We start from the raw sequence: 22325 nt of genomic DNA, 5'->3' as shown, positions 1-22325 counted from the left end.
CCTACCGCCGGACCCACCACCGACCGGCCTGCCCCCGGCCCCGCCGCCGCGGCTCAGTCCGTCACCCGTATGCCCAGCTCCGCCGCCAGCAGCGGGGCCAGGTCCAGCAGCTGGCCCGTCCCGATCACCGCGCCGGACAGGCGGTCCAGGCCCCGGGCGATCTCCAGCGGCGCGGCGCCGCGCAGATCGACGTCCGCCAGCGTCGCGTTGCCGAAGTCAGCCCCCTTCAGGGCGCAGTCGGTGAACTCCACCCGCTCCAGCCGCGCCCCCGCGAAGTCCGGCTCGACCAGCACGCAGGACTCGAACACGACGTCCTTCAGCCGGGCCTCGCGCAGATTCAGGAAGTCGATCTTCCCGCCCCGGACCACGACCCGCTCCAGCACCGCCCCGTGCATCTGGGTGCCGCCCAACCGCGCGTCGACCAGCTCGACATCGCGGAACGTGGCCTCCGCGAACCCGGTGCCGACCCCGCGCAGGCCGGTCAGGACCGAGTCCAGCACCCGGGCTCTGCCCAGCGCCGTCTCGTCCAGCGCGCAGCCCGTCAGCGCGCAGTCCATGAACCGGGCGCCCCGCGCGTCCTGCCCGGCCAGGTCCAGGTCCCGGAACTCCAGCCCGTCGTAGTCCCCGTCCGGCTCCAGGGCGCCGCCGTCCCAGGGGTCCAGGGCCGGCAGTCGCGGCTCCGGCCGCCGCGCGCCCCGTACCGCCGCCCGGCCCCCGGGCCGGCCCTCCGTCGCTCGCCTCACCATGCACCCATGCTGCACCTTGCCACTGACAATCCGCCTGACCTGCGAAATCTCCGGGATGTCACACGCGGAGGGGCACCGGACGTCGTATCCCCGGAGGAGACGGACCGACCTCAGGAGACTCCATGCGTCACATCACCGTCATCGGCGGCGGCTTCGCCGGGCTCACCGCCGCGATCACCGCCGCCGAGGCCGGGGCCAAGGTCACCGTGTACGAGGCCCACCGCACCCTGGGCGGGCGGGCCCGGACGGCACCAGGGCCGTACCGCACCAACGAGGGGCCGCACGCGGTCTACTCCGGCGGCCCGCACTGGACCTGGCTGCGGCAGCGGGACCTGCTCGGCCCGCTCGCCCCGCTGCCGCCCCTGGAGGCCGCCCGGCTGCGGCTGCGCCACCACGGCGTGCTGCGCCGCACCCCGCCCTTCGCCATGCTCAAGCTCCTGCGGCCCCGGCTCGGCCCGGCCCCCGTCGACACCGACTTCCTGAGCTGGGCGACCGGGATCGCCGGCGAGGAGGGCGCCCGCGCGGCGGCCCATTACGCGGCCGTGGCCCTCTTCCACCACTCCCCGGGCAGCCTGTCCGCCGCCTTCGTGCAGGAGCGGCTGCGCCGGGCCGCCAAGCTGCCGCCGGAGGCGCACTATCCGCGCGGCGGCTGGGGCGCGGTGATCGACCGGATGGCCGCGCGGGCGTGGAACATGGGCGTGCGGATCGAGACGGGGGCCCGTGTGGACACCCTGCCCGAGCACACTCCGGTCGTCGTCGCCACCGCCCTGCCCGCCGCCCGGCGGCTGCTCCACGACGACTCGCTGACCTGGCCGGGCGGCCGTACCGTCCTCGTCGACCTCGCCGTACGCACCCGGCGCGGGGACGCCTTCGTCGTCTCCGACCTGGACGCGCCGGGCTGGATCGAGCGGTTCACCGCGCAGGACCCGTCCCTCGCCCCGGCCGGGGAGCAGCTGGTCCAGGGTCAGTTCCCGGTCGGGCCGGACGAGTCGCGGGCCGTCGGTGTGGCTCGCGCCGAGCACCTGCTCGACCTGGGGTTCCCGGGCTGGCGTGAGCGGTTGACCTGGCGGCGGGAGGCCGTGGCGGACGGCCGTACCGGGGCCGTGGACCTGCCGGGCCGCAGCTGGCGGGACCGGCCGGCCGTGGACCGCGGCGACGGGGTGTACCTCGTGGGCGACCAGGTGGCGGCCCCGGGCGTGCTCGCGGAGGTGTCCTTCACCAGCGCGGTCACCGCCGTGTCACTGATCCTGGGCCGCCCCGCCCTCGGCCGTATGCGGGCCTGACCCACGGGCCGAAGCCACCGGGCCGAAGCCGCCAGGAGCCGCCGGACGCAAGGAGCGTCACCGGTCTCGTCACCGTCGTCCGCGCCGCACCCCGGCGGTCCGCCGGCGACCCGGTCACCGGCCCGGGTCAGTGGCGGCCCGCCACCCGGTCCGCCAGGCGGGCCAGCCGTGAGGACCGGGTGTCCGGGTAGCGGCGTTCGCGCCGGTCGGCCGCGCGGTAGGTGGCGTACATGCCCTGCACGCCCAGCCAGCGGAAAGGTTCCGGCTCCCACTTGCGGACCCGGTGGCCCACCCACGGCAGCTCCGTCAGCTCGGTCCGCCCGCCCTGGCCGGAGTCCTGCCGGACCAGGTCGCGCAGGGTGCGGGCGGCCAGGTTGGCGGTAGCGACGCCGGAGCCGACGTAGCCGCCCGCCCAGCCGAGCCCGGTCGAGCGGTCCAGCGTCACGGTGGCGCACCAGTCGCGCGGCACGCCGAGCACCCCCGACCAGGCGTGCTCGATCCGCACGCCCGCCAGGGACGGGAAGAAGCGGGTCAGGATCTCGCGCAGCGCAGCGACGGTCGCCTCCTGGGTACGGCCGTCGTTGTCGGTGCGCGAGCCGAAGCGGTACGGCACCCCGCGCCCGCCGAGCGCGATCCGGCCGTCGGCGGTGCGCTGCGCGTACATGTAGGCGTGCGCCATGTCGCCGAGGGTCTCGCGGCCCGCCCAGCCGATCGCCGCCCACTGCTCCCCGGTCAGCGGCTCGGTCGCGATCATCGAGGAGTTCATCGGCAGCCAGGTCCGCCGCTGGCCCTTGAGGGCGGCGGTGAAGCCCTCGGTGCAGCGCAGGACGTAGGGCGCGCGGACCGTGCCGTAGGGGGTGACCGCGTGCTTGGGGCGGATCTCCGTCACCGGTGTCGACTCGTGGATGGTCACCCCGAGCGCTTCCACGACCGCCGCGAGCCCCTTCACCAGCTTCACCGGGTGCAGCCGGGCGCCGTGCGGGGTCCAGGTGGAGCCGACCGCGTCCGCGACCCGGATCCGCTCGGCGGTCTGGCGGGCGCCGTACAGCTCCCGGTCCGTCTCGCCGTGGGCCAGCTCGTGCGCGTGGAACGACTTCAGCCGCGCCAACTGCGCCGGAGTGGTGGCCACTTCGAGGACGCCACCGGGATGGATGTCGGCGTCGATGCCCTCCGCGCGGGCGACCGCGACCACCTCGGCGACCGTGTCGTTCATCGCCTTCTGCAACCGTACGGCGGCCTCGTGGCCGTGCAGCCGGGCGTACCGGTCCCGGCCCGCGATGCCGTTGTACAGCCAGCCGCCGTTGCGGCCGGAGGCCCCGTACCCGCAGAACTTCTGTTCCAGCACGGTGATCCGGAGGAAGGGCGCCGCCTTCTTCAGGTAGTACGCCGTCCACAGGCCGGTGTACCCGCCGCCGACGATGACGACGTCCGCGGCGGCGTCCCCGGTCAGCGGCTCGCGCACCGCCGGGAGCCCGTCGTCCGCGTACCAGAAGGAGACGCCGCCGTTGACGGCACTGCTCGCCGAGCTGTTCATGGCCGGGACGTTAACCCCTGGGCACGGCCGGTGTCTCCTTCGGATTCCATGCTTTTCCGCGCCCTACGACCAGCGGATGGCAGGCCAGGCCGGACAGCGCCGCGAGAAGGTGGCCGACGTCCGTGACGGTCGGCCCGGCGGCCAGCGGCAGCGTGAACACGGCGAGCACCGCCGCCAGATACCCGTACCGCCAGGGCGCCGCGATCCGGTACCCGAGCACCGCGATCACCCCGGCCAGCGCGTAACTCACCCCGATGTCCAGGGTGTCGACGGCCGAGGGCGGGGCCCGGCCCGTGCGGATCGCCGCCAGCAGCAGGGCCTCGCTCGCCAGCGACGCCGGCACATGGGCCAGCGCGCACACCGCCAGCCAGCGGGCCGTGCCCAGCCAGCGCTCGGCCGGCGCGTGGAACACCGTGTACAGGAAGGCGTACGGCAGCCAGTGCCCGCTCTCGATCCACATCGCGCTCGCCACCAGCACCCGCACGGGGTCGCGCGACAGTTCGTGCAGGTTGGTCGACCGGTGCCGCAGGAAGTTCTCCTCGAACTCCGGCGGCATGGAGTGCAGCGCGACGGTCGTGACGAAGAGGACCGCCAGCCACACATGGGTGCCGGGAGCACTACGGAGGTACGCCCGCACCCCGTTCAGGCCCCGGTTAATTCGCATGAACCGATTGACGCACGCGGGTATGGTCCGGCTCGTGATCGACATCCCCGGGGAACTGGCCGAGGCACAGGAGATGTACAACGGGGCGGCGGGCAAGGCGTTCATCGCCGCGCTGCCGGACCTCGCGACGGAGTTCCTGGACCGCTGGGGGCTCCGGCTCGACGGGCCCTCGATGAACGGCGTCAGCGCCCTGGTGCTGCCGGTGGTCCGCGCCGACGGCGTCCGCGCGGTGCTCAAGCTCCAGTTGCTCGACGAGGAGAGCGAGGGCGAGCCGGTCGCGCTGCGCGCCTGGGACGGCGACGGGGCCGTACGGCTCCTCGACCACGACCCGGCCACCGGCACCATGCTGCTGGAGCGCCTGGACGAGAACCGGATGCTGGCGGGGCTCGCCGACACCCGCGAGGCGGTCCTGGTCATCGCCCGGCTGCTGGCCCATCTGACGTCCTTCCCGGCCCCGCCCGGCCTGCGCCGCCTCGGTGACATCGCCGCGGGCATGCTGGAGCGGACCCGCTGGGCGCTGGGCCGCATCCCCGACCCGGAGGTCCGCCGGATCGTCGCCGACTGCGCCGCCGCGGTCCGCGAGGTCGCCGGCGAGCCCGGCGACCGGCTGCTGCACTGGGACCTGCACGACGAGAACGTGCTGGCCGCCGAGCGCGCCGACTGGCTCGCCATCGACCCCAAGCCGCTGGCCGGCGACCCCGGCTTCGAGCTGTGGCCCGCCCTGGACAACCGGTTCGAGGCGACGGAGGTCCGCTGGCGTTTCGACGCGATGACCGACGTCCTCGGACTGGACCGGGACCGGGCCCGCGCCTGGACCTACGGCCGGCTGCTGCAGAACGCCCTGTGGGACGTGGAGGACGGCCGCCCCATCGAGCCCCGCCAGTTGGAGATCGCCCGCCTGCTGGCCTGAGAAGGCCCGGGCGGGAGCGCGTCCCGCCCGGGCGTACCGGAGCTCCCGGCGGAGGCCCGGACACCTCAAACCGGCGCCGCCCCGCGCATCAGGACGCATGAGGCCGCTCAAGTCCCTGGAGGAGGAGGGCGATCAGGCGCCGGGGGTCGTAGCGGGGGTCGTCGTCGCGTCCGACGCAGAGGTTGCCGATGCCGCGCATCAGCTCGTACGGCTGTGTGCCGGGCCTGATCTCGCCGGACTCGACCGCGGCGTCGAGCAGTCGGGCGCAGACGGGCAGCAGGCGGTCGAGGAAGTAGGCGTGCAGCGCGGCGAAGCGGTCGTTGTCGGACTGCAGGGCGTCGGCGAGGCCGTGCTTGGTGACCAAGAAGTCGACGAAGAGGTCGATCCACTGGCGCAGTGCCTCGAGCGGTGAGCCGGCACGGGCCAGCAGGTCCGGGCCGGCCTCGGCGCACGCCTCGATCTGGTGGTGGTAGACGGCTGTGACGAGATCCGCCCGGGTCGGGAAGTGGCGGTAGATCGTGGCCATCCCGACGCCCGCCCGTGCCGCGATCCGGCGGATCGGCGCGTCGACGCCGGAGGCGACGAACTCCTCGGCCGCGGCGTCGAGCACCGTCTGCCGGTTGCGCCGGGCGTCGGCCCGCTTGCCTCGGGACGGTGAATCCCCTGCCGGGCTCTCGGTGGCCATCACGTATCCCTTCGACACCGATTGACAAAGCGGAGCACCGCTCCGAATATTAAACGGAGCGATGTTCCGTTTCAGGTTAGCCGAAGCGGGCCGCTCCCGACCGCCATGCCCCGCCGCCGGTCGCAGGAGACCGGCGGGCGGCATGTGCCACCGAAGGGAACCCATATCGTGAGCACGGCCACCGCCACCAGCACCGTCGACCTGGGCGCACCCGTCCCGGTCCTGTCCTTCAGCCCCGTAGTCCTCCCCGTGCCCGGACGTCCCGTGGACCTCGAAGTGCGCGTCTCCGCGCCCGCGACCGGAACCGACCTCCCCGTCATCCTCCTGTCCCACGGTCACGGCCCCTCGAACAACCTCTCCTCGCTCAACGGCTACGCGCCGCTCGCCAATTTCTGGGCCGCTCACGGATTCGTCGTCATCCAGCCCACCCACCTCACCTCCCGGACCCTGAGCCACCTGGTCGCCGACGCGCCCGGCGCACCCGACTTCTGGCGCTCCCGCGCCGAGGACATGACCCACATCCTCGACCGGCTCGACGCGATAGAGCGCACCGTGCCGCGGCTCGCGGGGCGGATCGACCCCGCCAAGATCGCCGTCGCCGGACACTCGCTCGGCGGCTTCACCGCCGCCCTTCTGCTGGGCGCCGGGCTCGCCGACCCCGAGACCGGCAGCGTGGTGCACCTCGCCGACCCCCGGATCAAGGCGGGCGTACTGCTCGCCGCGCCCGGCAGGGGCGGCGACGTCCTCAACGGACCGATGGCCGAGCAGTGGCCGGTCATCGGAGCCGTCGACTTCTCCACCATGACCGCACCCGCGCTGGTCGTCGCCGGCGACAAGGACGATTCCCGGCACTTCACGGACATGGGGCCGGACTGGCACGCCGACCCCTACACCCTCGCCCCCGGCCCCAAGACCCTGCTCACCCTGTTCGACGCGGAGCACGGACTCGGCGGGATCGCCGGATACGACGCCGCCGAGACCACGGACGAGAACCCCGAACGCGTCGCCGCCCTCGCCCGGCTCACCGCGGCCTACCTCAGCACCCGGCTCCACCCCGGCACCCCCGCGTGGGCCACCGCGTGCGAGGCACTGACGACCGGCCCCGACCCGGTAGGACGCGTCGAGTCCAAGTAGGCCACCACGCGAAACGGCCCCGGACAAGGAGTCCGAGGCCGGGTGAACCGCCTCCCCGAGGGAGAAACCCCAGGTGAAGACGGTGTTCGAAGAGCCCCCTGTCGGATTCGAACCGACGACCTTCGCTTTACAAGAGCGGCGCTCTGACCAGCTGAGCTAAGGAGGCACGCACCTGGGTGCTCGTGCAGTGTACCCAGGTCTGGCGGTGGGCCTGTCGAAAATTTCCGCGAAGTTCACCGGGGCCGGGGTACTGACAGGGCCGGTGATCGCCAGGTAGCGTCTCGGTCCAGTTCACCCCGGTGGACTACGCCAACCACCTTCCTACAACGGATCGTCCGGCACGTTCCTGCCGGTAGAAGGGGGCCCATTCACCATGGCCACAGTCACGTTCGACAAGGCGACCCGGATCTACCCGGGTGCCGACAAACCCGCCGTCGACGCGCTCGAGATCGCGATCGAGGACGGCGAGTTCCTCGTCCTGGTCGGCCCGTCCGGTTGCGGCAAGTCCACCTCCCTGCGGATGCTCGCGGGCCTGGAGGACGTCAACGGCGGCGCCATCCGCATCGGTGACCGCGACGTCACGCACCTGCCGCCCAAGGACCGGGACATCGCCATGGTGTTCCAGAACTACGCCCTCTACCCGCACATGACGGTCGCCGACAACATGGGCTTCGCGCTCAAGATCGCCGGTGTGCCGAAGGCGGAGATCCGGCAGAAGGTCGAGGAGGCCGCGAAGATCCTCGACCTGACCCAGTACCTGGACCGCAAGCCGAAGGCGCTCTCCGGCGGTCAGCGCCAGCGTGTCGCCATGGGCCGCGCGATCGTGCGCGAACCCCAGGTCTTCCTCATGGACGAGCCGCTGTCCAACCTGGACGCCAAGCTCCGCGTCTCCACCCGTACGCAGATCGCCTCGCTCCAGCGCCGGCTCGGCATCACCACCGTCTACGTCACCCACGACCAGGTCGAGGCCATGACGATGGGCGACCGCGTGGCGGTCCTCAAGGACGGTCTGCTCCAGCAGGTCGACTCGCCGCGGAACATGTACGACAAGCCCGCGAACCTCTTCGTCGCCGGCTTCATCGGCTCCCCCGCCATGAACCTGGTCGAGGTCCCGATCACCGACGGCGGCGTGAAGTTCGGCAACAGCGTCGTCCCGGTCAACCGGGAGGCCCTGAAGGCCGCCGCCGACAAGGGCGACCGCACCGTCACCGTCGGCGTCCGTCCCGAGCACTTCGACGTGGTCGAGCTGAACGGCGGCGCCGCCGCGTCCCTGTCGAAGGACACCGCCGACGCCCCGGCCGGCCTCGCCGTGTCGGTCAACGTCGTCGAGGAACTCGGCGCCGACGGCTATGTGTACGGCTCCGCCGAGGTCGGCGGCGAGGTCAAGGACCTGGTCGTCCGCGTCAACGGCCGGCAGATCCCGGACAAGGGCTCCACGCTGCACGTCGTGCCGCGGCCGGGCGAGATCCACGTGTTCTCCACGTCCACCGGCGAGCGGCTGTCCGACTGACGGCCCGCGACACCGGGAAGAGCCCCGTACGCCGAGAGCGTGCGGGGCTCTTCCCGTGGGCGGCCCGGGCGGTCTCCGACGGGTGGATCGTCAACCCGTTACCCGGAAATCCCCGCCTTCTCATCCCCCAAAAGGGTGACGCAGTGTCTCCTTGTCATTACCGGGCGCTACCCTCACACGCGTGAAGCACTCCACCACCCCACAGACGCGACGCGGCCACCGGGGCGGCCCTGCCCGCCGGATCGGCCGCACCCTCGCCCTCGTCCTGCCCGTCTTCATGGTGCTGTCCGGGACCCTCGCGGTCACCCGGGTCAACTGGACGGGCAGCCCCACCGACTCGGTGCTGGCCGCCTCCGACGTGACATCGGCGGCGATCCCCGCGCGGACGGCCGCCCGCGCGCCCGAGGACGTGCTCCGCGAGCAACTCATGGGCGAACTCCAGCACAAGGACCCCGGAGCGGTGCTCACCCACCTCCAGCGGGCCGTCAACGGACGCCCCGCGCTCGCCCGGCACTGCTCCTCCATCGCCCGCGCCCTCGGCACGGCCGCGGTGCGCATCTACGGCGCCTCGCGCGCCCAGTCCTACGCCCGCCCCGTGTGCGACACGTCCTTCGCCACGGGCGTCCTGGCGGCACACAGCTGACGCGGACCACCGCGCGTACCCGCGCACACGACCGGACCCACCCCGCCGACGCGACCGGCCGGCGGCGGCTCCGCGCCAGTCGCTGCCGCCGCCGCACCGCGCCGGGGCGCCACGTACAGTGCGGTCATGACCCATCCGAGCGCCGCGTCGCGCCCCACTCAAGCCGTGGTCCTGGCCGGTGGCCAGGGCTCGCGGCTGCGTCCGTACACCGACGACCGGCCCAAGCCGATGGTCGAGATCCCCGGCACGGGCACGCCGATCATCGGCCACCAGCTCACCTGGCTCGCCGAGGAGGGTGTCACGGACGTGGTCGTCTCGTGCGGCCACCTCGCCGACGTCCTCCAGAAGTGGCTGGACTCGGCCGACCTGCCCGTCTCCGTCACCACCGTCGTGGAGAGCGAGCCCCTCGGCCGCGGCGGCGGCCTGCGCTACGCCGCCGCGCACCTGCCCCACCCCGACCGGCCCTGGTACGCCACCAACGGTGACATCTGGACCCGGTTCTCGCTGCGGGACATGGCCGACTTCCACACCGAGCGGGACGCCGTCGCCACCCTCGCGCTGGCCCGGCCGCGCATTCCCTGGGGCGCGGTCCAGACCGACGGGTTCGGGCACATCACCGACTTCATCGAGGCACCGCCGTCCACGTTCGAGATCAACGCGGGCGTGTACGTGTTCTCCCCGGAGTTCGCCGGCCTGCTGCCGGAGCGCGGGGACCACGAGCGCACGACGTTCCCCCGCCTGGCCCGGGAGCACAAGCTGGCCGGGTTCCCCCTCCCCCAGGGGGCGTACTGGCGGGCCATCGACACGGCGAAGGACCTGACCGAGGCGGCCAAGGAGCTGGCGGCGCTGAGCCGGTAGCGACCCCGTACGACGAACCGGCAGACCCTCGTACGACGAAACGGGCGGTCCCGTACGCGAAGGGGCCCCGCACCTCACCGGTGCGGGGCCCCTTCGCCGTCTTCGTCAGCCCAGCAGGCCGCCCACCAGGCCCGGCTGGCCGGTGGCCGTGCTGCCGCCGCCGTCCGACGTGCTGCCGGTGGTGCCGCCGCCGGTCGACGTCGTGCCGCCGGTGCCGGTCGTACCGCCCGTGCTGGTCGGGCCCGCCGTGGTGCTGGGCACGCCGCCCGTCGGCACGGACCGGCGGGGCGGGACCTGGCCCGTGGTGCCCGTGGTCTGGGTCGGGGCCGCGGTGGTGGCGCCGGCGGTGGCGCGGCCGGTGCCGGGCGGGGTCGCCGCTCCGGACGGGCTCGTGCCGGCCGTGGCGCCCCCCGTCGGCGCGGCGGAGGGCGCCACCGTCTTCTTGTGCCGCTTGCCGGGCTCCTGCGGGAGCGGGGAGCCGGGCAGGTGGTTGCGGGGGGCCTCGCCGGGGCCGGGGACGACCACGCGCCCGGAGTCGCGGACCGCGCCGCCCAGCAGGGAGCCGATCAGCAGGGTCAGTCCGACGGTGACGGCCGTGATCAGCGCGCCCCGGCGCAGCACATAGCGGCGCAGCTCCCAGATGTCGGAGCGCGGGCCGAGCCGCCGCCAGGCGCTGCCCGCGAGCCGCCCGTCCACGGAGTACACCGGGGCACCGGCGATGATCAGCGGGGACCAGGCGGCCAGGTAGATGATGTCCGGCGCGTCGTAGGCCGGGACCGTCTTCCAGCTGACGGTGACGATCAGGGCGGCCGAGAGCAGCGCGCCGACCACCGCGGCCACGCGCTGCCAGCAGCCCAGGATGGTCAGGACGCCGACGACGACCTGGAGGAAGGCGATGACCAGGCCGGAGCCGACCGGGTGCTGGAGGGCGAACTGGCGCAGCGGCTCGGCCACGTCCCACGGGTGCAGGGTGTTGAGCCACTTCACCATGGAGCCGCGCTCGCCGCCGTCGAAGTAGACGGGGTCGCACAGCTTGCCCATGCCGGCGTAGATGGAGATGAAGCCCAGGAAGATCCGCAGCGGGAGCAGGACCACGCCCAGGTTCATCCGGCGGCCGGGGTAGTAGGCGTGCCGGGACGGGTCGTCGCCCTGGCGGCGGGAGCGGCGCGGATCGTCCGCGTCCTCGTCGTAGCCGGGGTCCGCCGGGTACGTCTCGTACGCCCCGGTGTCGGCCTCGGGGTCGTCCGGGGGGTCGTAGGCGCCGGTGACCGTGCGCATGTGCGGCAGCAGACGGGTGGCGCCGGCCGCGTCGGGAGCGGTGCGCTGGTGGCCCACGACCGGGGTCTCGACGGTCTGGTCGAGCTCGGTGTAGGTGTCGGCGTAGCCGGTCTGGACGCGCGGGATGACCTGGGTGGCGCCGGCCTCGGGCTCGTCGGCGTGGCGGACGCTGCTGCCCCGCACGGCCTGGAGGAGCCGGTGGGCGCCGGTGTCGTCGGGGGCCGACCGGCCGCTCCAGACGACGGGGCGGCGGCGGCCGGCGGCGTCGGCCGCCCGGCCCGCCGTGCCCAGGACCGGCTTGCGGGCGGTCTCCTGGCCGGTGGCGTGCAGGTGCCGGGTGATCCGGGGGGACTGGGTGCCCTTCGCCGACGCGCCCAACTGCACGCGGAAGCTGGCGTGATTGACGATGACCTGCGCCGGATCGCTCGGCACCTTCACCATGCTCAGCGCGGGAGCGTCGTCGAAGCCCGACGAGCGGTCCCCCGTGGGTGTGCGGGGTGTTCTGGTGTCCACACTCATCTAACCGAGTGACGTGGTGTTAGGACACTGCTTTGACCGCCCGGATGTGTCCGGACCCCGTCAAGGCCGTGCCCCACGCCGTACGGCCACCCGAATCACCCCGCGAGGGTGAGGCCCTGGACGGGTGTTCAGCCCGCCCGGGCCGTCGGTCAGCTCCGCCTGCGCGCGGCCTCGTAGAGCACGATGCCGGCCGCCACGCCCGCGTTGAGCGACTCCGCGCCGCCCGGCATCGGGATGCGCACCCGGAAGTCGCAGGTCTCGCCGACCAGGCGGGACAGGCCCTTGCCCTCACTGCCGACCACGATGACCACCGGGCCCTGGAGGGCCTCCAGATCGCCGAGTTCGGCCTCGCCGTCCGCCGCCAGGCCGACCACCGTGAGGCCGGCCTTCTTGTAGGCCTCCAGGGTCCGGGTGAGGTTGGTGGCGCGGGCGACCGGCGTCCGGGCCGCCGCACCGGCGGAGGTCTTCCAGGCGCCCGCGGTCATGCCGGCCGAGCGGCGCTCGGGGACGACCACGCCGTGGCCGCCGAAGGCGGAGACCGAGCGCACGACGGCACCGAGGTTGCGCGGGTCGGTGACCCCGTCCAGGGCGACGACCAGCGGGTCCTCGCCCTCCTCGGCGGCGGCGTCGAGCAGGTCCTCCGGGTGCGCGTACTCGTACGGCGGGACCTGGAGGACCAGGCCCTGGTGGTTGAGGCCGTTGGTCATGCGGTCCAGCTCGGGGCGCGGCGCCTCCATGAGGTTGATGCCGCCGCGCTCGGCGGCGAGCTGGAGGGCCTCGCGGACGCGCTCGTCGCTGTCGATGAACTGCTGGACGTAGAGCGTGGAGGCGGGGACGCCCTCGCGGAGCGCCTCCACCACCGGGTTGCGGCCGACGACCAGCTCGGAGGTCGACCGGCCGGCGCCCCGGCGCTGCGGCGTGCGGCCCTGCGCGCGGCGGGCCTTGGCCGCGGCGGCGCGCTGCTTGGCGTGTCCCTTGCGCATCTCGGCGGGCGGGGTCGGGCCCTTCCCTTCCAGGCCCCGGCGCCGCTTGCCGCCGCTGCCGACCTGCGCGCCCTTCTTGCCGGACATGCGGCGGTTGTTCGCGGCCATGAGTTACCTGTCTCCGTGAGGCGTCGTACGTACGTCTTATGCAGTGTGCCGCCCGGAGGGCCGGGCGGCACAGTCGATCAGTCGCGGGTCAACGCGCGCCGAGGCTCCAGCGCGGGCCCTGCGGGCTGTCCTCGATGACCAGTCCGGACTCCTTGAGCTGGTCGCGGATGGCATCGGCGGTGGCCCAGTCCTTGCGGGCGCGGGCGGCCTCGCGCTGGTCGAGGACCAGGCGGACGAGGCTGTCGACCACGTCCTGGAGGTCCTCGCCCCGGTCGCCGCTCTCGCCGGCCCAGTGGGCGTCGAGCGGGTCGAGCCCGAGGACGCCGAGCATGGCCCGGACCTCGGCGAGCCGGGCGACGGCGGCGTCCTTGTCGTCGGCGGCGAGGGCGCTGTTGCCCTGCCGGACGGTGGTGTGCACGACGGCGAGGGCCTGCGGGACGCCCAGGTCGTCGTCCATCGCCTCGGCGAAGGCGGGCGGGACCTCGGCGGCCGGCTCGACGGTCTTGCCGGCCAGCTCGGTGACCCGCTGGACGAAGCCCTCGATCCGCGCGAACGCGGACTCGGCCTCGCGCAGGGACTCCTCGCTGTACTCGATCATCGAGCGGTAGTGCGGGGTGCCCAGGTAGTAGCGCAGCACGATCGGGCGCCACCGCTTGACCATCTCGCCGACCAGGACGCTGTTGCCGAGCGACTTGGACATCTTGTCGCCGGCCATGGTGACCCAGGCGTTGTGCACCCAGTACCGGGCGAACTCGTCGCCGTAGGCCTTGGCCTGGGCGATCTCGTTCTCGTGGTGCGGGAAGATCAGGTCCAGGCCGCCGCCGTGGATGTCGAAGGCGCTGCCCAGGTACTTGTGGGCCATCGCCGAGCACTCCAGGTGCCAGCCGGGGCGGCCCGGTCCCCACGGGGTCGGCCAGCTCGGCTCGCCGGGCTTGACCGCCTTCCACAGGGCGAAGTCGCGCGGGTCCCGCTTGCCGGTCTCGCCCTCGCCGGACGGCTGGAGCAGGTTGTCCAGCTCCTGCCGGGACAGCTCCAGGTAGCGGGGGAAGGAACGGACGTCGAAGTAGACGTTGCCGTCGGCCGCGTAGGCGTGCCCGCGGTCGATGAGGCCCCGCATCATCTCGGTCATCTCGGTGATGTGGCCGGTGGCGCGGGGCTCGTAGGTCGGCGGGAGGCAGCCGAGGGCGGTGTAGCCCTCGTTGAACGCGCGCTCGTTCTCGTACCCGATCGACCACCAGGGCCGGTTCTGCTCGTGGCTCTTGGTGATGATCTTGTCGTCGATGTCGGTGACGTTGCGGATGAACGTCACCTCGTAGCCGCGGTAGGCGAACCAGCGGCGCATGATGTCGAAGTTGAGGCCCGAGCGGATGTGGCCGATGTGCGGGGCCGCCTGCACGGTGGCGCCACACAGGTAGATCGAGACACAGCCCGGCTTGAGCGGGGTGAAGTCACGGATCTGCCGGGCGCTGGTGTCGTACAGGCGAATCGTCACCACTCCAGAGTAGTGGGCGTGAGAGAGTGCCTCACGCCCTTCTCCGGGATGCGCGATCTCAGAGGCGGCCGACGACCTTCCGTGGCGTGATCCGTACGACGACCCGCTGAGCGTCCTCCTTCGACGCCGGGTTGAAGTCCGCGTAGTCCTTGCCGGTGTACTTGCGGCTCAGTTCGTCGATGAGTTCCTGGCCGCCCTCGGTCGTGATCTCCGCGGTGCCGCGGATCTCGGCATACGTGTACGGCGCGTCGAAGGGCTGGAGCAGAACCGTCACACGGGGGTCGCGGCGCAGGTTCCGCTCCTTCTGACGGCCGACCGTCGTAGAGATGAGGAGGTCGTCGCCGTCCCGCGCCACCCAGACGGGGGAAAGCTGCGGGCTGCCGTCGGGCTGGATGGTGGCGATGGTGACGAACACCGGGGTGTCGAGCAGGGACTTGAGCTCGTCGGACAGTGCGGCGGACATGGGTACCCTCCGGTTTCCAGCGGTCACTGACGGTCGTGAGAGTACCCTCGCACGCCTCAGCGCACCCGCACCACCAGGGCCGTCGCCACCGCCATCAGTCCCTCCTCGCGGCCGGGGAAGCCCAGGCCGTCGGTGGTGGCGCCGGAGACCGACACGGGGGCGCCGGCCGCCTCGGAGAGGATCTTCTGGGCCTCGTCGCGGCGCTTGCCGATCTTCGGGCGGGGCCCGATCACCTGGACGGCGACGTTGCCGATGGCGAAGCCGGCCGCGCGTACGATCCGGGCGGCCTCGGTGAGCAGCGTGACGCCGGAGGCGCCGGACCACTCGGGCCGGCCGGTACCGAAGTGCTGTCCCAGGTCACCGAGCCCGGCGGCGGAGAACAGCGCGTTGCAGGCCGCGTGGGCGACCACGTCGGCGTCGGAGTGGCCGGCCAGCCCGGGGCCCTCGTCCTCCCACTTCAGGCCGGCGCACCACAGCTCGCGGCCCTCCTCGAAGGCGTGGATGTCGGTGCCGATGCCGACCTGGGGAAGCGGCGGTGCCTCAGAAGCCATCGGTGAGCCTCCTGCGGGCGAGTACGGCCTCGGCGAGGACCAGGTCCAGCGGGCGGGTGACCTTGAACGCCTCCTCGTGACCGGGGACGGCCACGACGGTGAGCCCCAGCTGCTCGACCATGCTCGCGTCGTCGGTGACGTTCTCGGTGACGGTCTCGTGGGCGCGGACCAGGGTCGCGCGGTCGAAGCCCTGCGGGGTCTGGACGGCGCGCAGCCGGGCCCGCTCGGGGGTGGCGACGACCGGCTCGGGGTCGCCGGCCGCGGCGGCGGGCTCGACCTCCTTGACCGTGTCGGCCAGCGGCAGCACGGGCACCACGGCGGGGGCGCCGTCGCGTACGGCCTCCACGACCGCGTCGACCGCCTCGACCGGGACCAGCGGGCGGGCCGCGTCGTGGACCAGCACGATTTCGTACTGCGGCGGCAGGGCGTCCAGGCCGAGCCGGACCGACTCCTGCCGGGACTCGCCGCCGGGGACGACCAGGAAGTCCGTCCTCTCGGGCAGTGCGTGCGCGTCCAGCAGGGACTTGACCTCGGCGGCGCCGTCCGGCGGGGCCACGACGATCACGAGGGAGACATGGCGGGACGCGGCGAGGGCGCGGACCGCGTGGATGAGCATGGGCGTGCCGCTCAGCGCGCGGAGCGCCTTGGGGGCGCCCGGACCGAGGCGCACGCCCCGGCCGGCGGCGGGAATCACGGCGGCGACGGGGGTCTGCGCGGGCGTGGGGCGCGATTCGTCAGACATCGGTTCCTGTCAGGTTTGTGTGCTCGACCTACGTGGGTATGGCCTTCAGGAGTGCCGGGCGCGGCGCCTTGACCGGACCCTTTCCGTGACCCTGGTCGAGCCGTCCGCCCGGGCCCGGCACGCCGGGTATCGGGGGGTTGCACCGCGGGCTTCCCGGGGCAGCACAGTCCGCAGGGACGAACATGCCGCAGCGCCCGGCGACAGGGTCAGTGTCAACGGGCACCGCGGCATTTCACTGCTGTGCTGGGCGTGCCGGAAGCGATGGTTCGCTGCCTCTGCGCGTCAGGAGGCGAGCACCTCGTCGAGCAGGGCCTCGGCCTTGTCCTCGTTCGTGTTCTCCGCGAGCGCCAGCTCGCTCACCAGGATCTGGCGGGCCTTGGCGAGCATGCGCTTCTCACCGGCGGACAGTCCGCGCTCGCGCTCGCGTCGCCACAGGTCACGCACGACTTCCGCGACCTTGATGACATCGCCGGAGGCGAGCTTCTCCAGGTTTGCCTTGTAGCGGCGGGACCAGTTCGTGGGCTCCTCGGCATACGGCGCGCGCAGCACCTCGAAGACCCGGTCCAGTCCGTCCTGACCGACCACATCACGCACGCCGACGAACTCCGCATTGTCCGCTGGCACACGTACCGTCAGGTCACCCTGGGCGACCTTCAGCACCAAGTAGGTCTTGTCCACGCCTTTGATCTGGCGAGTTTCGATAGCCTCGATCAGCGCGGCCCCGTGATGGGGATAGACCACGGTGTCGCCAACCTTGAACGTCATGTGACAGGTACCCCTTCCGTGGCTATCCAGGGTAACACGGATACGGCGTCTTCTGAATGGCGTTTTCGCAGGTCAGGGCATATCTCAGGGCTTGACAACAGCAACCGGGACGTGCTGCGAGGGCCTCGCGGAAGCGGGTATTCGCAGGTGGGAGGGGCTCTTCGGGCGAGGTGAAACGCGTACGTTACACGCCCCGGGAGGCCGCTCCAAGTGGCGGAACATCCCGTTTTGTCCGGCTCCGGGAGTGCGACTTCCGCTACTCCGTTCGGCGCCCACGGGCGGATGTGAGCCGAATCCGAAATTGATCACGGGCCCCCGGACGGGCGTGCCGTGATCAATTTCGGGGAGCCCGCGCATTCCATCACGGAAATTTCGCGACGGTCACCGAGAGGCGCACACCGTCGCGTTATACGAATGGCAGACGAGCGCCTTCGCAATGTGACCGGCAGGCCACCTGCGCCCGCCGAGGTACCCCCACCTGGAGGGATGGACGGTGCTTGGGGGAGGGTCGGGTGCGGCGGCCCGGGAACGGCTCGGTAGCCTAAGGCCGCTGACAGACACTTAGGGCGGCTTTATAAGAGGAGCCGCCCGCGCGTTCAAGGAGTTGCCGCCGCCGTGAGCAGCAGCCTTCGACGCGGCGCCCTCGCCGCCTCCGCCATCGTCTTCTCGATCGCCTCGCTCGCCGCCTGCGGCGCCGGCAACGACTCGCAGACCCTGGAGATCAAGCCGGACAACGCGGCGACCAGCGTCGGTGCCATCAAGATCCAGAACGCCCTGGTCATCACCCAGCCCGACCTGAAGTCGACGGGTCCCGCGGTGATCTCCGCGACCCTGTTCAACTCGGGCGACACCGCCGAGACCCTGGAGTCCGTGACCCTTCAGGGCGGCAAGTCCGCCGACCTGAAGCCCGCCAAGGGCAAGAACGTGACCGTCCCCGCGGGCGGCACGCTGGTCATCGGAGGCAAGGGCAACGCCACCGCGACGCTGCCCAGCGGCCGCGAGGCCGTCAAGGACGGCGACGCCCAGAAGGTCACCTTCACCCTCAGCAAGACCGGCAAGGTGACCCTGAGCGCCTTCGTGGTCCCGGCCACCAGCTACTTCGACAAGTGGGGCCCGACGGCCATCCCGTCCGCCACGGCGTCGGCGACGGCGACCAAGACCGGCGCCCCGGGCGCGCACGGCTCCGAGAGCGGCAAGCCGGAGCAGAGCGGCGAGGCGACCCCGTCGGGCAGCGCCTCCGGCGAGGCCGTCGCCCCGAGCGACTCGGCCTCGCAGTCGGCCGCCGGTCACTGACGACCGCGGGTCACCAGCCGGTCCTCGTCACGCCGAAGGGCGGCACCCCGTATCCGGGTGCCGCCCTTCGGCGTACGTCTGGGTCCGGCGCGGCCTACGGCTCGAACTTGTAGCCCAGCCCGCGCACCGTCACCAGGTAGCGCGGCGCGCCCGGGTCCGGCTCGATCTTGGCGCGCAGGCGCTTGACGTGGACGTCCAGGGTCTTGGTGTCACCCACGTAGTCGGCGCCCCAGACGCGGTCGATGAGCTGCATGCGGGTGAGCACCCGGCCCGCGTTGCGCAGCAGCATCTCCAGCAGGTCGAACTCCTTCAGCGGAAGGTCGACCTTGGAGCCGGCGACGGTGACCACGTGGCGGTCGACGTCCATGCGGACCGGGCCCGCCTCCAGCGCGGCCGGGGCGACCTCCTCCGGCTCGCCGCGCCGGCGCAGCACCGCGCGGATGCGGGCGACCAGCTCACGGGAGGAGAACGGCTTGGTGACGTAGTCGTCGGCTCCTATTTCGAGACCGACGACCTTGTCGATCTCGCTGTCCTTCGCGGTCACCATGATCACGGGGACGTTGGAACGGCCGCGCAGCTGGCGGCAGACCTCGGTGCCGGGCAGGCCCGGCAGCATCAGGTCGAGGAGGACCAGATCGGCGCCGTTGCGCTCGAACTCGTCCAGACCGTCGGGACCGGTCGCCGCGACGGCGACCTCGAAGCCCTCCTTGCGGAGCATGTACGACAGGGCGTCGGAGAAGGACTCCTCGTCCTCGACGACGAGCACACGGGTCACGGAAGGACCTCCGGGGCGGGAAGCGAAGCGTACGGGGATGAGTCGGTGGGTCCGGCCTCGTCGTCGAAGCCGGGGTGCTGCTGTGCGCGGTCGCGGGCCGCGCCCGCCTCCGGCAGCCTGAGGGTGAAGGTGGAGCCCTGGCCCTCGGCGCTCCAGACCGTGACCTCCCCGCCGTGCGAGGCGACCACGTGCTTGACGATCGCGAGACCGAGACCGGTGCCCCCGGTGGCGCGGGAGCGGGCCGGGTCGACCCGGTAGAAGCGCTCGAAGATGCGCTCCTTGTCCTTGTCGGAGATGCCGATGCCCTGGTCGGTGACGGCCAGCTCGATCATGTCGCCGCCGGGCGCGGGCACCCTGCGGGCGGCTATGCCGACGCGGGTGCGGGCCGGGGAGTAGTTGACGGCGTTCTCGACCAGGTTGCCGAGGGCGGCGGCCAGCTGTCCGCGGTTGCCCCACACGTGCAGGTCGGCGGTGCCGCCCTCGCGTCGGCCGTCCTGATCGGCCCCTTCGGGCGACCACACGTTCGACGCCATGGTGATCTGCTTGGTGCCCGCCTGGTGGCGGCAGCGGTCGATGGCCTCGGCGACCAGCTCGTCCACGCGCACCGGCTCGGCGTCCTCCAGCGGGTCGTCGTTCTGCACCCGGGAGAGGTCGATCAGCTCCTGGACCAGGTTGGTCAGGCGGGTCGCCTCGATCTGCATCCGGCCGGCGAAGCGCTGTACGGCCTCGGGGTCGTCGGAGGCGTCCATGACGGCCTCGGAGAGGAGGGAGAGCGCGCCGACGGGCGTCTTCAGCTCATGGCTGACGTTCGCCACGAAGTCGCGTCGTACCGCCTCGATCCTGCGGGCCTCCGTCAGGTCCTCGACCAGCAGCAGGACCAGGCGGGAGCCGAGCGGGGCCACGCGCGCGGAGACCGCGAGGGCCTCACCGCGTCCGGTGCCGCGCCGGGGGAGATCCAGTTCGACCTGGCGTATCTCCCCGTCCCTGCGGGTGTCCCGGGCCATCTGGAGCATGGGCTCCACCGAGAGCTTGCCCCCGCGCACCAGCCCGAGGGCGTAGGCGGCGGAGCTGGCCTTGACGACGGCGTCGGCCTCGTCGAGGACCACGGCGGAGGAGCGCAGCACCGACAGCACGGTGTCCACGCCGGGCGGGAGTACGGGATCGGTGTGCAAGGAAGTCCTGGTCGGTCGCTTCTGGTCGCGTTCGCTCCAGCGGAACGCCAGCATGGCGATGACGCCGGTGAGTACCCCGGCGATCGCTGCCGCTGCGGCGACCGCCGCGTTCACGTCCATGGCTCAAGGTTAGGCATGGGGTACGACATGCCCACAGCCGTCCGGGTGCGACCTCGAACACTCGTCGCCCAGAGTTCACCTTGGAGCCAGCATTGGTTCATTTGGGGTGGCGGAAAAGGACGCGTACGGGGCACAGCGTGGAACGTGGGGCACGTACCGCCGGTTTCGCCAGGGGGCGCACGTGTGATGTGACGGCCCCCGAGATCCCCGGACGACCACGCACGAGAGGGAACCCACAATGCGGGACGCGTACCACGAGGAACTGGACTCGATCGGCGACGGACTGGTGGAGATGGCCCGGCTGGTCGGGTCGGCCATCGGGCGCGCCACGACCGCGATGCTCGACGCGGATCTGAAGCTGGCCGAGAGCGTGATCGAGGGCGACCAGAAGGTGGACGAGCTCCAGCACGACCTGGAGGCCCGGGCGATAGCCCTGCTGGCCCGGCAGCAGCCGGTGGCCACGGACCTGCGGATAGTCGTCACGTCGCTGCGGATGTCCGCCGACCTGGAACGCTCCGGCGACCTCGCCCAGCATGTGGCGAAGCTGGCGCGGCTGCGGTTCCCCGACCGGGCGGTCCCGCACGACCTGCACGCCACCATCCTGGAGATGGGCCAGCTCGCGCAGCGCCTGATGGCGAAGGCGGCGGAGGTGATCGTGACGAAGGACGTCGACCTCGCCCTCCAGCTGGAGCAGGACGACGACGAGATGGACCTGCTGCACCGCACCCTCTTCCAGCACCTCATCGACGACCGCTGGAAGCACGGCATCGAGACGGCGGTCGACGTCACGCTCCTGGGCCGCTACTACGAGCGGTACGCCGACCACGCGGTGGCCGTGGCCAAGCGGGTGGTGTACCTGGTGACGGGCGAGCACGCGGACGAGCTGCAGGCGGACATTCAGGCGGTTACGGGGGTGGAGGGAGCGTAGCCCTCCGGGGGTTCCGCGGGGGTTTGCCGGCTGCGGGGGCTTCGGGTTCTTCGGGTTTTTCCGGTGCTTCGGTGGTGCGCGTGCCGCCGGCCCCTGGCGGTCGGCGGGCTGGAGGGGGGCCAGCAGGCTGGGGCGGTCGGCGGGCTGGGGTGGCCAACAAGCCAAGGTGGCCGGCGGGATGGGCGGCCGACGGGCCGGGGGGCCGGACGCCTCACAGGGGCCGCACGCCTGGGTGCCCATTCGGCCGGACGCCTGGGTGGCCGGTGGCCGGACGCCTCCGTGCGCCGTTGATGCGCCCGGCCGAATGGGCATGAAATGGGTGAGGGCATCCCTGCCCCGAGGTATTAGGAGGGGACCCATGGCCGAATCCCTTGGCAGCACCACGCCCGACCCCACGCAGGAGCGCGAGACCGAGCAGCCCGCCGAGATCAGGACCCTTCCGCTGGTCGCCGCGTGCGGCTGCGGCTCTGGCTGCGGCTGTGGGTGCCAGTCGGGCAACCCCTGCCAGTGCGGCTGAACGACGACCGGGGCCGGCGCGAAGACGCTTCGCGCCGGCCCTCCGCCGCTCCCGGCCCGGCCGGACGGTGCCCTCAGGGTGTGCACGCCTCGGCGATCGACAGACTGTTCTCGTAGAGGTGGTGCCGCGTGATCCGGCCGTCCTCGACGGTGAGCCGCAACGCGAACGGCCCCGCGAAGGACTTCCCGGTCGCGCGTACGGTCCCCGACACATGCCCCATCAGCACGGCGTCGGCACCGTCGACGAGGAAGGCGTCCACGGAGGCACGCGCGTCCTCGGGCACGGTGTGCTCCGCCAACTCCGTGAACTGGGCGGCGCATTCGGCACCCGTGGACCGCGGCCGGATCCAGGGAACGACCGGGTTCTCGGCGAGCAGCCAGTCCACTTCGTCCGCGAAGATCTCCACGAGCCGCTCGGTGTCCCCGGCGAGCCGGGCGGCGAGAAACTCCTGCACGACGGAACGGGTGGCCTCGGCGACGGAGTCTGTACTCACCCTGGTCACACTGGACTTGTCGGACATGAAGCTCTCCTCACGACTGCGGGACCGGCTCCCGACGGGGGGCTTGCCGATGGGCTCGACCTTGCCAGGGGTGGAGTGGGATGGTCGATTACCAAGGAGGTAATGACGCCGCGTGCCGTTGGAGCAACGGCT

The 22325-nt window shown here is 72.4% G+C and carries 23 protein-coding genes and 1 tRNA gene; 9 read left to right on the top strand and 15 right to left on the bottom strand.

Translation table 11 applies throughout. The features are described from left to right. Nucleotides 1-53 precede the first annotated feature (53 nt). The gene (locus tag ACSURM_RS20375) at nt 54-746 is read right to left on the bottom strand and encodes a pentapeptide repeat-containing protein (protein ID WP_436956875.1); all 693 of its coding nucleotides are present in this window, start codon (nt 744-746) and stop codon (nt 54-56) included. A gap of 122 nt (nt 747-868) precedes the next feature. On the opposite strand from ACSURM_RS20375, the gene ACSURM_RS20370 reads away from it, so the two are divergent. Further along, nucleotides 869-2029, top strand: coding sequence for an FAD-dependent oxidoreductase (locus tag ACSURM_RS20370; protein WP_436956873.1), 1161 nt, complete (start codon nt 869-871; stop codon nt 2027-2029). 127 nt (nt 2030-2156) lie between these two features. Here the strand turns inward: ACSURM_RS20370 and ACSURM_RS20365 are convergent, their stop codons facing one another. After that, a complete protein-coding gene (locus ACSURM_RS20365) occupies nt 2157-3563 on the bottom strand; it encodes an NAD(P)/FAD-dependent oxidoreductase (RefSeq protein ID WP_436956871.1) in 1407 nt (468 codons plus the stop codon). 10 nt (nt 3564-3573) lie between these two features. Next, nucleotides 3574-4227 (bottom strand): rhomboid-like protein, encoded by a 654-nt coding sequence (locus ACSURM_RS20360; protein ID WP_436956869.1) that lies wholly within the window; start codon nt 4225-4227, stop codon nt 3574-3576. Nucleotides 4228-4249: 22 nt separating this feature from the next. On the opposite strand from ACSURM_RS20360, the gene ACSURM_RS20355 reads away from it, so the two are divergent. Further along, nucleotides 4250-5137, top strand: coding sequence for an aminoglycoside phosphotransferase family protein (locus tag ACSURM_RS20355; RefSeq protein WP_436961142.1), 888 nt, complete (start codon nt 4250-4252; stop codon nt 5135-5137). A gap of 88 nt (nt 5138-5225) precedes the next feature. Here the strand turns inward: ACSURM_RS20355 and ACSURM_RS20350 are convergent, their stop codons facing one another. Further along, complete coding sequence (locus tag ACSURM_RS20350; RefSeq protein ID WP_436956867.1) at nt 5226-5822, bottom strand: TetR/AcrR family transcriptional regulator; 597 nt, start codon at nt 5820-5822, stop codon at nt 5226-5228. A gap of 168 nt (nt 5823-5990) precedes the next feature. Between ACSURM_RS20350 and ACSURM_RS20345 the strand changes: the two genes are divergently transcribed. Continuing rightward, a complete protein-coding gene (locus tag ACSURM_RS20345) occupies nt 5991-6956 on the top strand; it encodes an alpha/beta hydrolase family protein (RefSeq protein ID WP_436956866.1) in 966 nt (321 codons plus the stop codon). Nucleotides 6957-7048: 92 nt separating this feature from the next. Here the strand turns inward: ACSURM_RS20345 and ACSURM_RS20340 are convergent. Then, a tRNA-Thr gene (locus ACSURM_RS20340) sits at nt 7049-7122 on the bottom strand. 207 nt (nt 7123-7329) lie between these two features. Here ACSURM_RS20340 and ACSURM_RS20335 point away from each other — a divergent pair. The 3 genes from ACSURM_RS20335 (at nt 7330) to ACSURM_RS20325 (ending at nt 9967) form a co-directional block, all read left to right on the top strand. Beyond that, on the top strand, nt 7330-8466 hold the full coding sequence (locus tag ACSURM_RS20335) for an ABC transporter ATP-binding protein (RefSeq protein ID WP_436956865.1): 1137 nt from the start codon (nt 7330-7332) through the stop codon (nt 8464-8466). A gap of 181 nt (nt 8467-8647) precedes the next feature. Further along, complete coding sequence (locus ACSURM_RS20330; protein ID WP_436956864.1) at nt 8648-9109, top strand: hypothetical protein; 462 nt, start codon at nt 8648-8650, stop codon at nt 9107-9109. Between the two features lie 126 nt (nt 9110-9235). Next, nucleotides 9236-9967, top strand: a complete 732-nt coding sequence (locus ACSURM_RS20325; RefSeq protein WP_436956862.1) for a nucleotidyltransferase family protein — start codon at nt 9236-9238, stop codon at nt 9965-9967. 105 nt (nt 9968-10072) lie between these two features. On the opposite strand, the gene ACSURM_RS20320 is transcribed toward ACSURM_RS20325, so the two are convergent. The 7 genes from ACSURM_RS20320 to ACSURM_RS20290 form a co-directional block, all read right to left on the bottom strand. Next, complete coding sequence (locus ACSURM_RS20320) at nt 10073-11764, bottom strand: DoxX family protein (protein WP_436956861.1); 1692 nt, start codon at nt 11762-11764, stop codon at nt 10073-10075. A 149-nt stretch (nt 11765-11913) separates the two neighbouring features. Continuing rightward, complete coding sequence (gene rlmB, locus ACSURM_RS20315) at nt 11914-12855, bottom strand: 23S rRNA (guanosine(2251)-2'-O)-methyltransferase RlmB (RefSeq protein WP_436956859.1); 942 nt, start codon at nt 12853-12855, stop codon at nt 11914-11916. An 88-nt stretch (nt 12856-12943) separates the two neighbouring features. Then, nucleotides 12944-14347 (bottom strand): cysteine--tRNA ligase, encoded by a 1404-nt coding sequence (gene cysS / locus ACSURM_RS20310; protein WP_436956858.1) that lies wholly within the window; start codon nt 14345-14347, stop codon nt 12944-12946. A 58-nt stretch (nt 14348-14405) separates the two neighbouring features. Beyond that, a complete protein-coding gene (locus ACSURM_RS20305) occupies nt 14406-14810 on the bottom strand; it encodes a PPOX class F420-dependent oxidoreductase (protein WP_436956856.1) in 405 nt (134 codons plus the stop codon). 56 nt (nt 14811-14866) lie between these two features. Continuing rightward, on the bottom strand, nt 14867-15361 hold the full coding sequence (ispF, locus tag ACSURM_RS20300) for a 2-C-methyl-D-erythritol 2,4-cyclodiphosphate synthase (RefSeq protein WP_436956854.1): 495 nt from the start codon (nt 15359-15361) through the stop codon (nt 14867-14869). Next, on the bottom strand, nt 15351-16103 hold the full coding sequence (gene ispD, locus ACSURM_RS20295; RefSeq protein ID WP_436956852.1) for a 2-C-methyl-D-erythritol 4-phosphate cytidylyltransferase: 753 nt from the start codon (nt 16101-16103) through the stop codon (nt 15351-15353). The genes ispF and ispD overlap by 11 nt, the downstream gene beginning before the upstream one ends. 282 nt (nt 16104-16385) lie before the next feature. Continuing rightward, nucleotides 16386-16868, bottom strand: coding sequence for a CarD family transcriptional regulator (locus ACSURM_RS20290; protein WP_003953493.1), 483 nt, complete (start codon nt 16866-16868; stop codon nt 16386-16388). A gap of 615 nt (nt 16869-17483) precedes the next feature. Between ACSURM_RS20290 and ACSURM_RS20285 the strand changes: the two genes are divergently transcribed. Then, nucleotides 17484-18161, top strand: coding sequence for a DUF461 domain-containing protein (locus ACSURM_RS20285; protein ID WP_436956850.1), 678 nt, complete (start codon nt 17484-17486; stop codon nt 18159-18161). 94 nt (nt 18162-18255) lie between these two features. Here the strand turns inward: ACSURM_RS20285 and ACSURM_RS20280 are convergent, their stop codons facing one another. Further along, complete coding sequence (locus ACSURM_RS20280) at nt 18256-18936, bottom strand: response regulator transcription factor (protein WP_030612283.1); 681 nt, start codon at nt 18934-18936, stop codon at nt 18256-18258. Then, on the bottom strand, nt 18933-20228 hold the full coding sequence (locus ACSURM_RS20275) for a sensor histidine kinase (RefSeq protein ID WP_436956849.1): 1296 nt from the start codon (nt 20226-20228) through the stop codon (nt 18933-18935). Before ACSURM_RS20275 ends, ACSURM_RS20280 begins: the two co-directional genes overlap by 4 nt. Before the next feature lie 238 nt (nt 20229-20466). Between ACSURM_RS20275 and phoU the strand changes: the two genes are divergently transcribed. Further along, nucleotides 20467-21156, top strand: coding sequence for a phosphate signaling complex protein PhoU (gene phoU, locus ACSURM_RS20270; RefSeq protein WP_359047106.1), 690 nt, complete (start codon nt 20467-20469; stop codon nt 21154-21156). A gap of 358 nt (nt 21157-21514) precedes the next feature. After that, complete coding sequence (locus ACSURM_RS20265) at nt 21515-21673, top strand: hypothetical protein (RefSeq protein ID WP_436956847.1); 159 nt, start codon at nt 21515-21517, stop codon at nt 21671-21673. A 73-nt stretch (nt 21674-21746) separates the two neighbouring features. Here ACSURM_RS20265 and ACSURM_RS20260 read toward each other — a convergent pair whose 3' ends face one another. Further along, entirely contained in the window at nt 21747-22193 is a 447-nt protein-coding gene (locus ACSURM_RS20260) for a nuclear transport factor 2 family protein (protein ID WP_436956845.1), read from the bottom strand. Nucleotides 22194-22325: the final 132 nt, after the last annotated feature.

The organism is Streptomyces sp. SudanB182_2057, from assembly GCF_964272715.1.
GTDB classification, from domain to species: Bacteria; Actinomycetota; Actinomycetes; order Streptomycetales; family Streptomycetaceae; genus Streptomyces; species Streptomyces rubradiris.
This window is presented reverse-complemented; position numbering and strand designations above follow the sequence as displayed.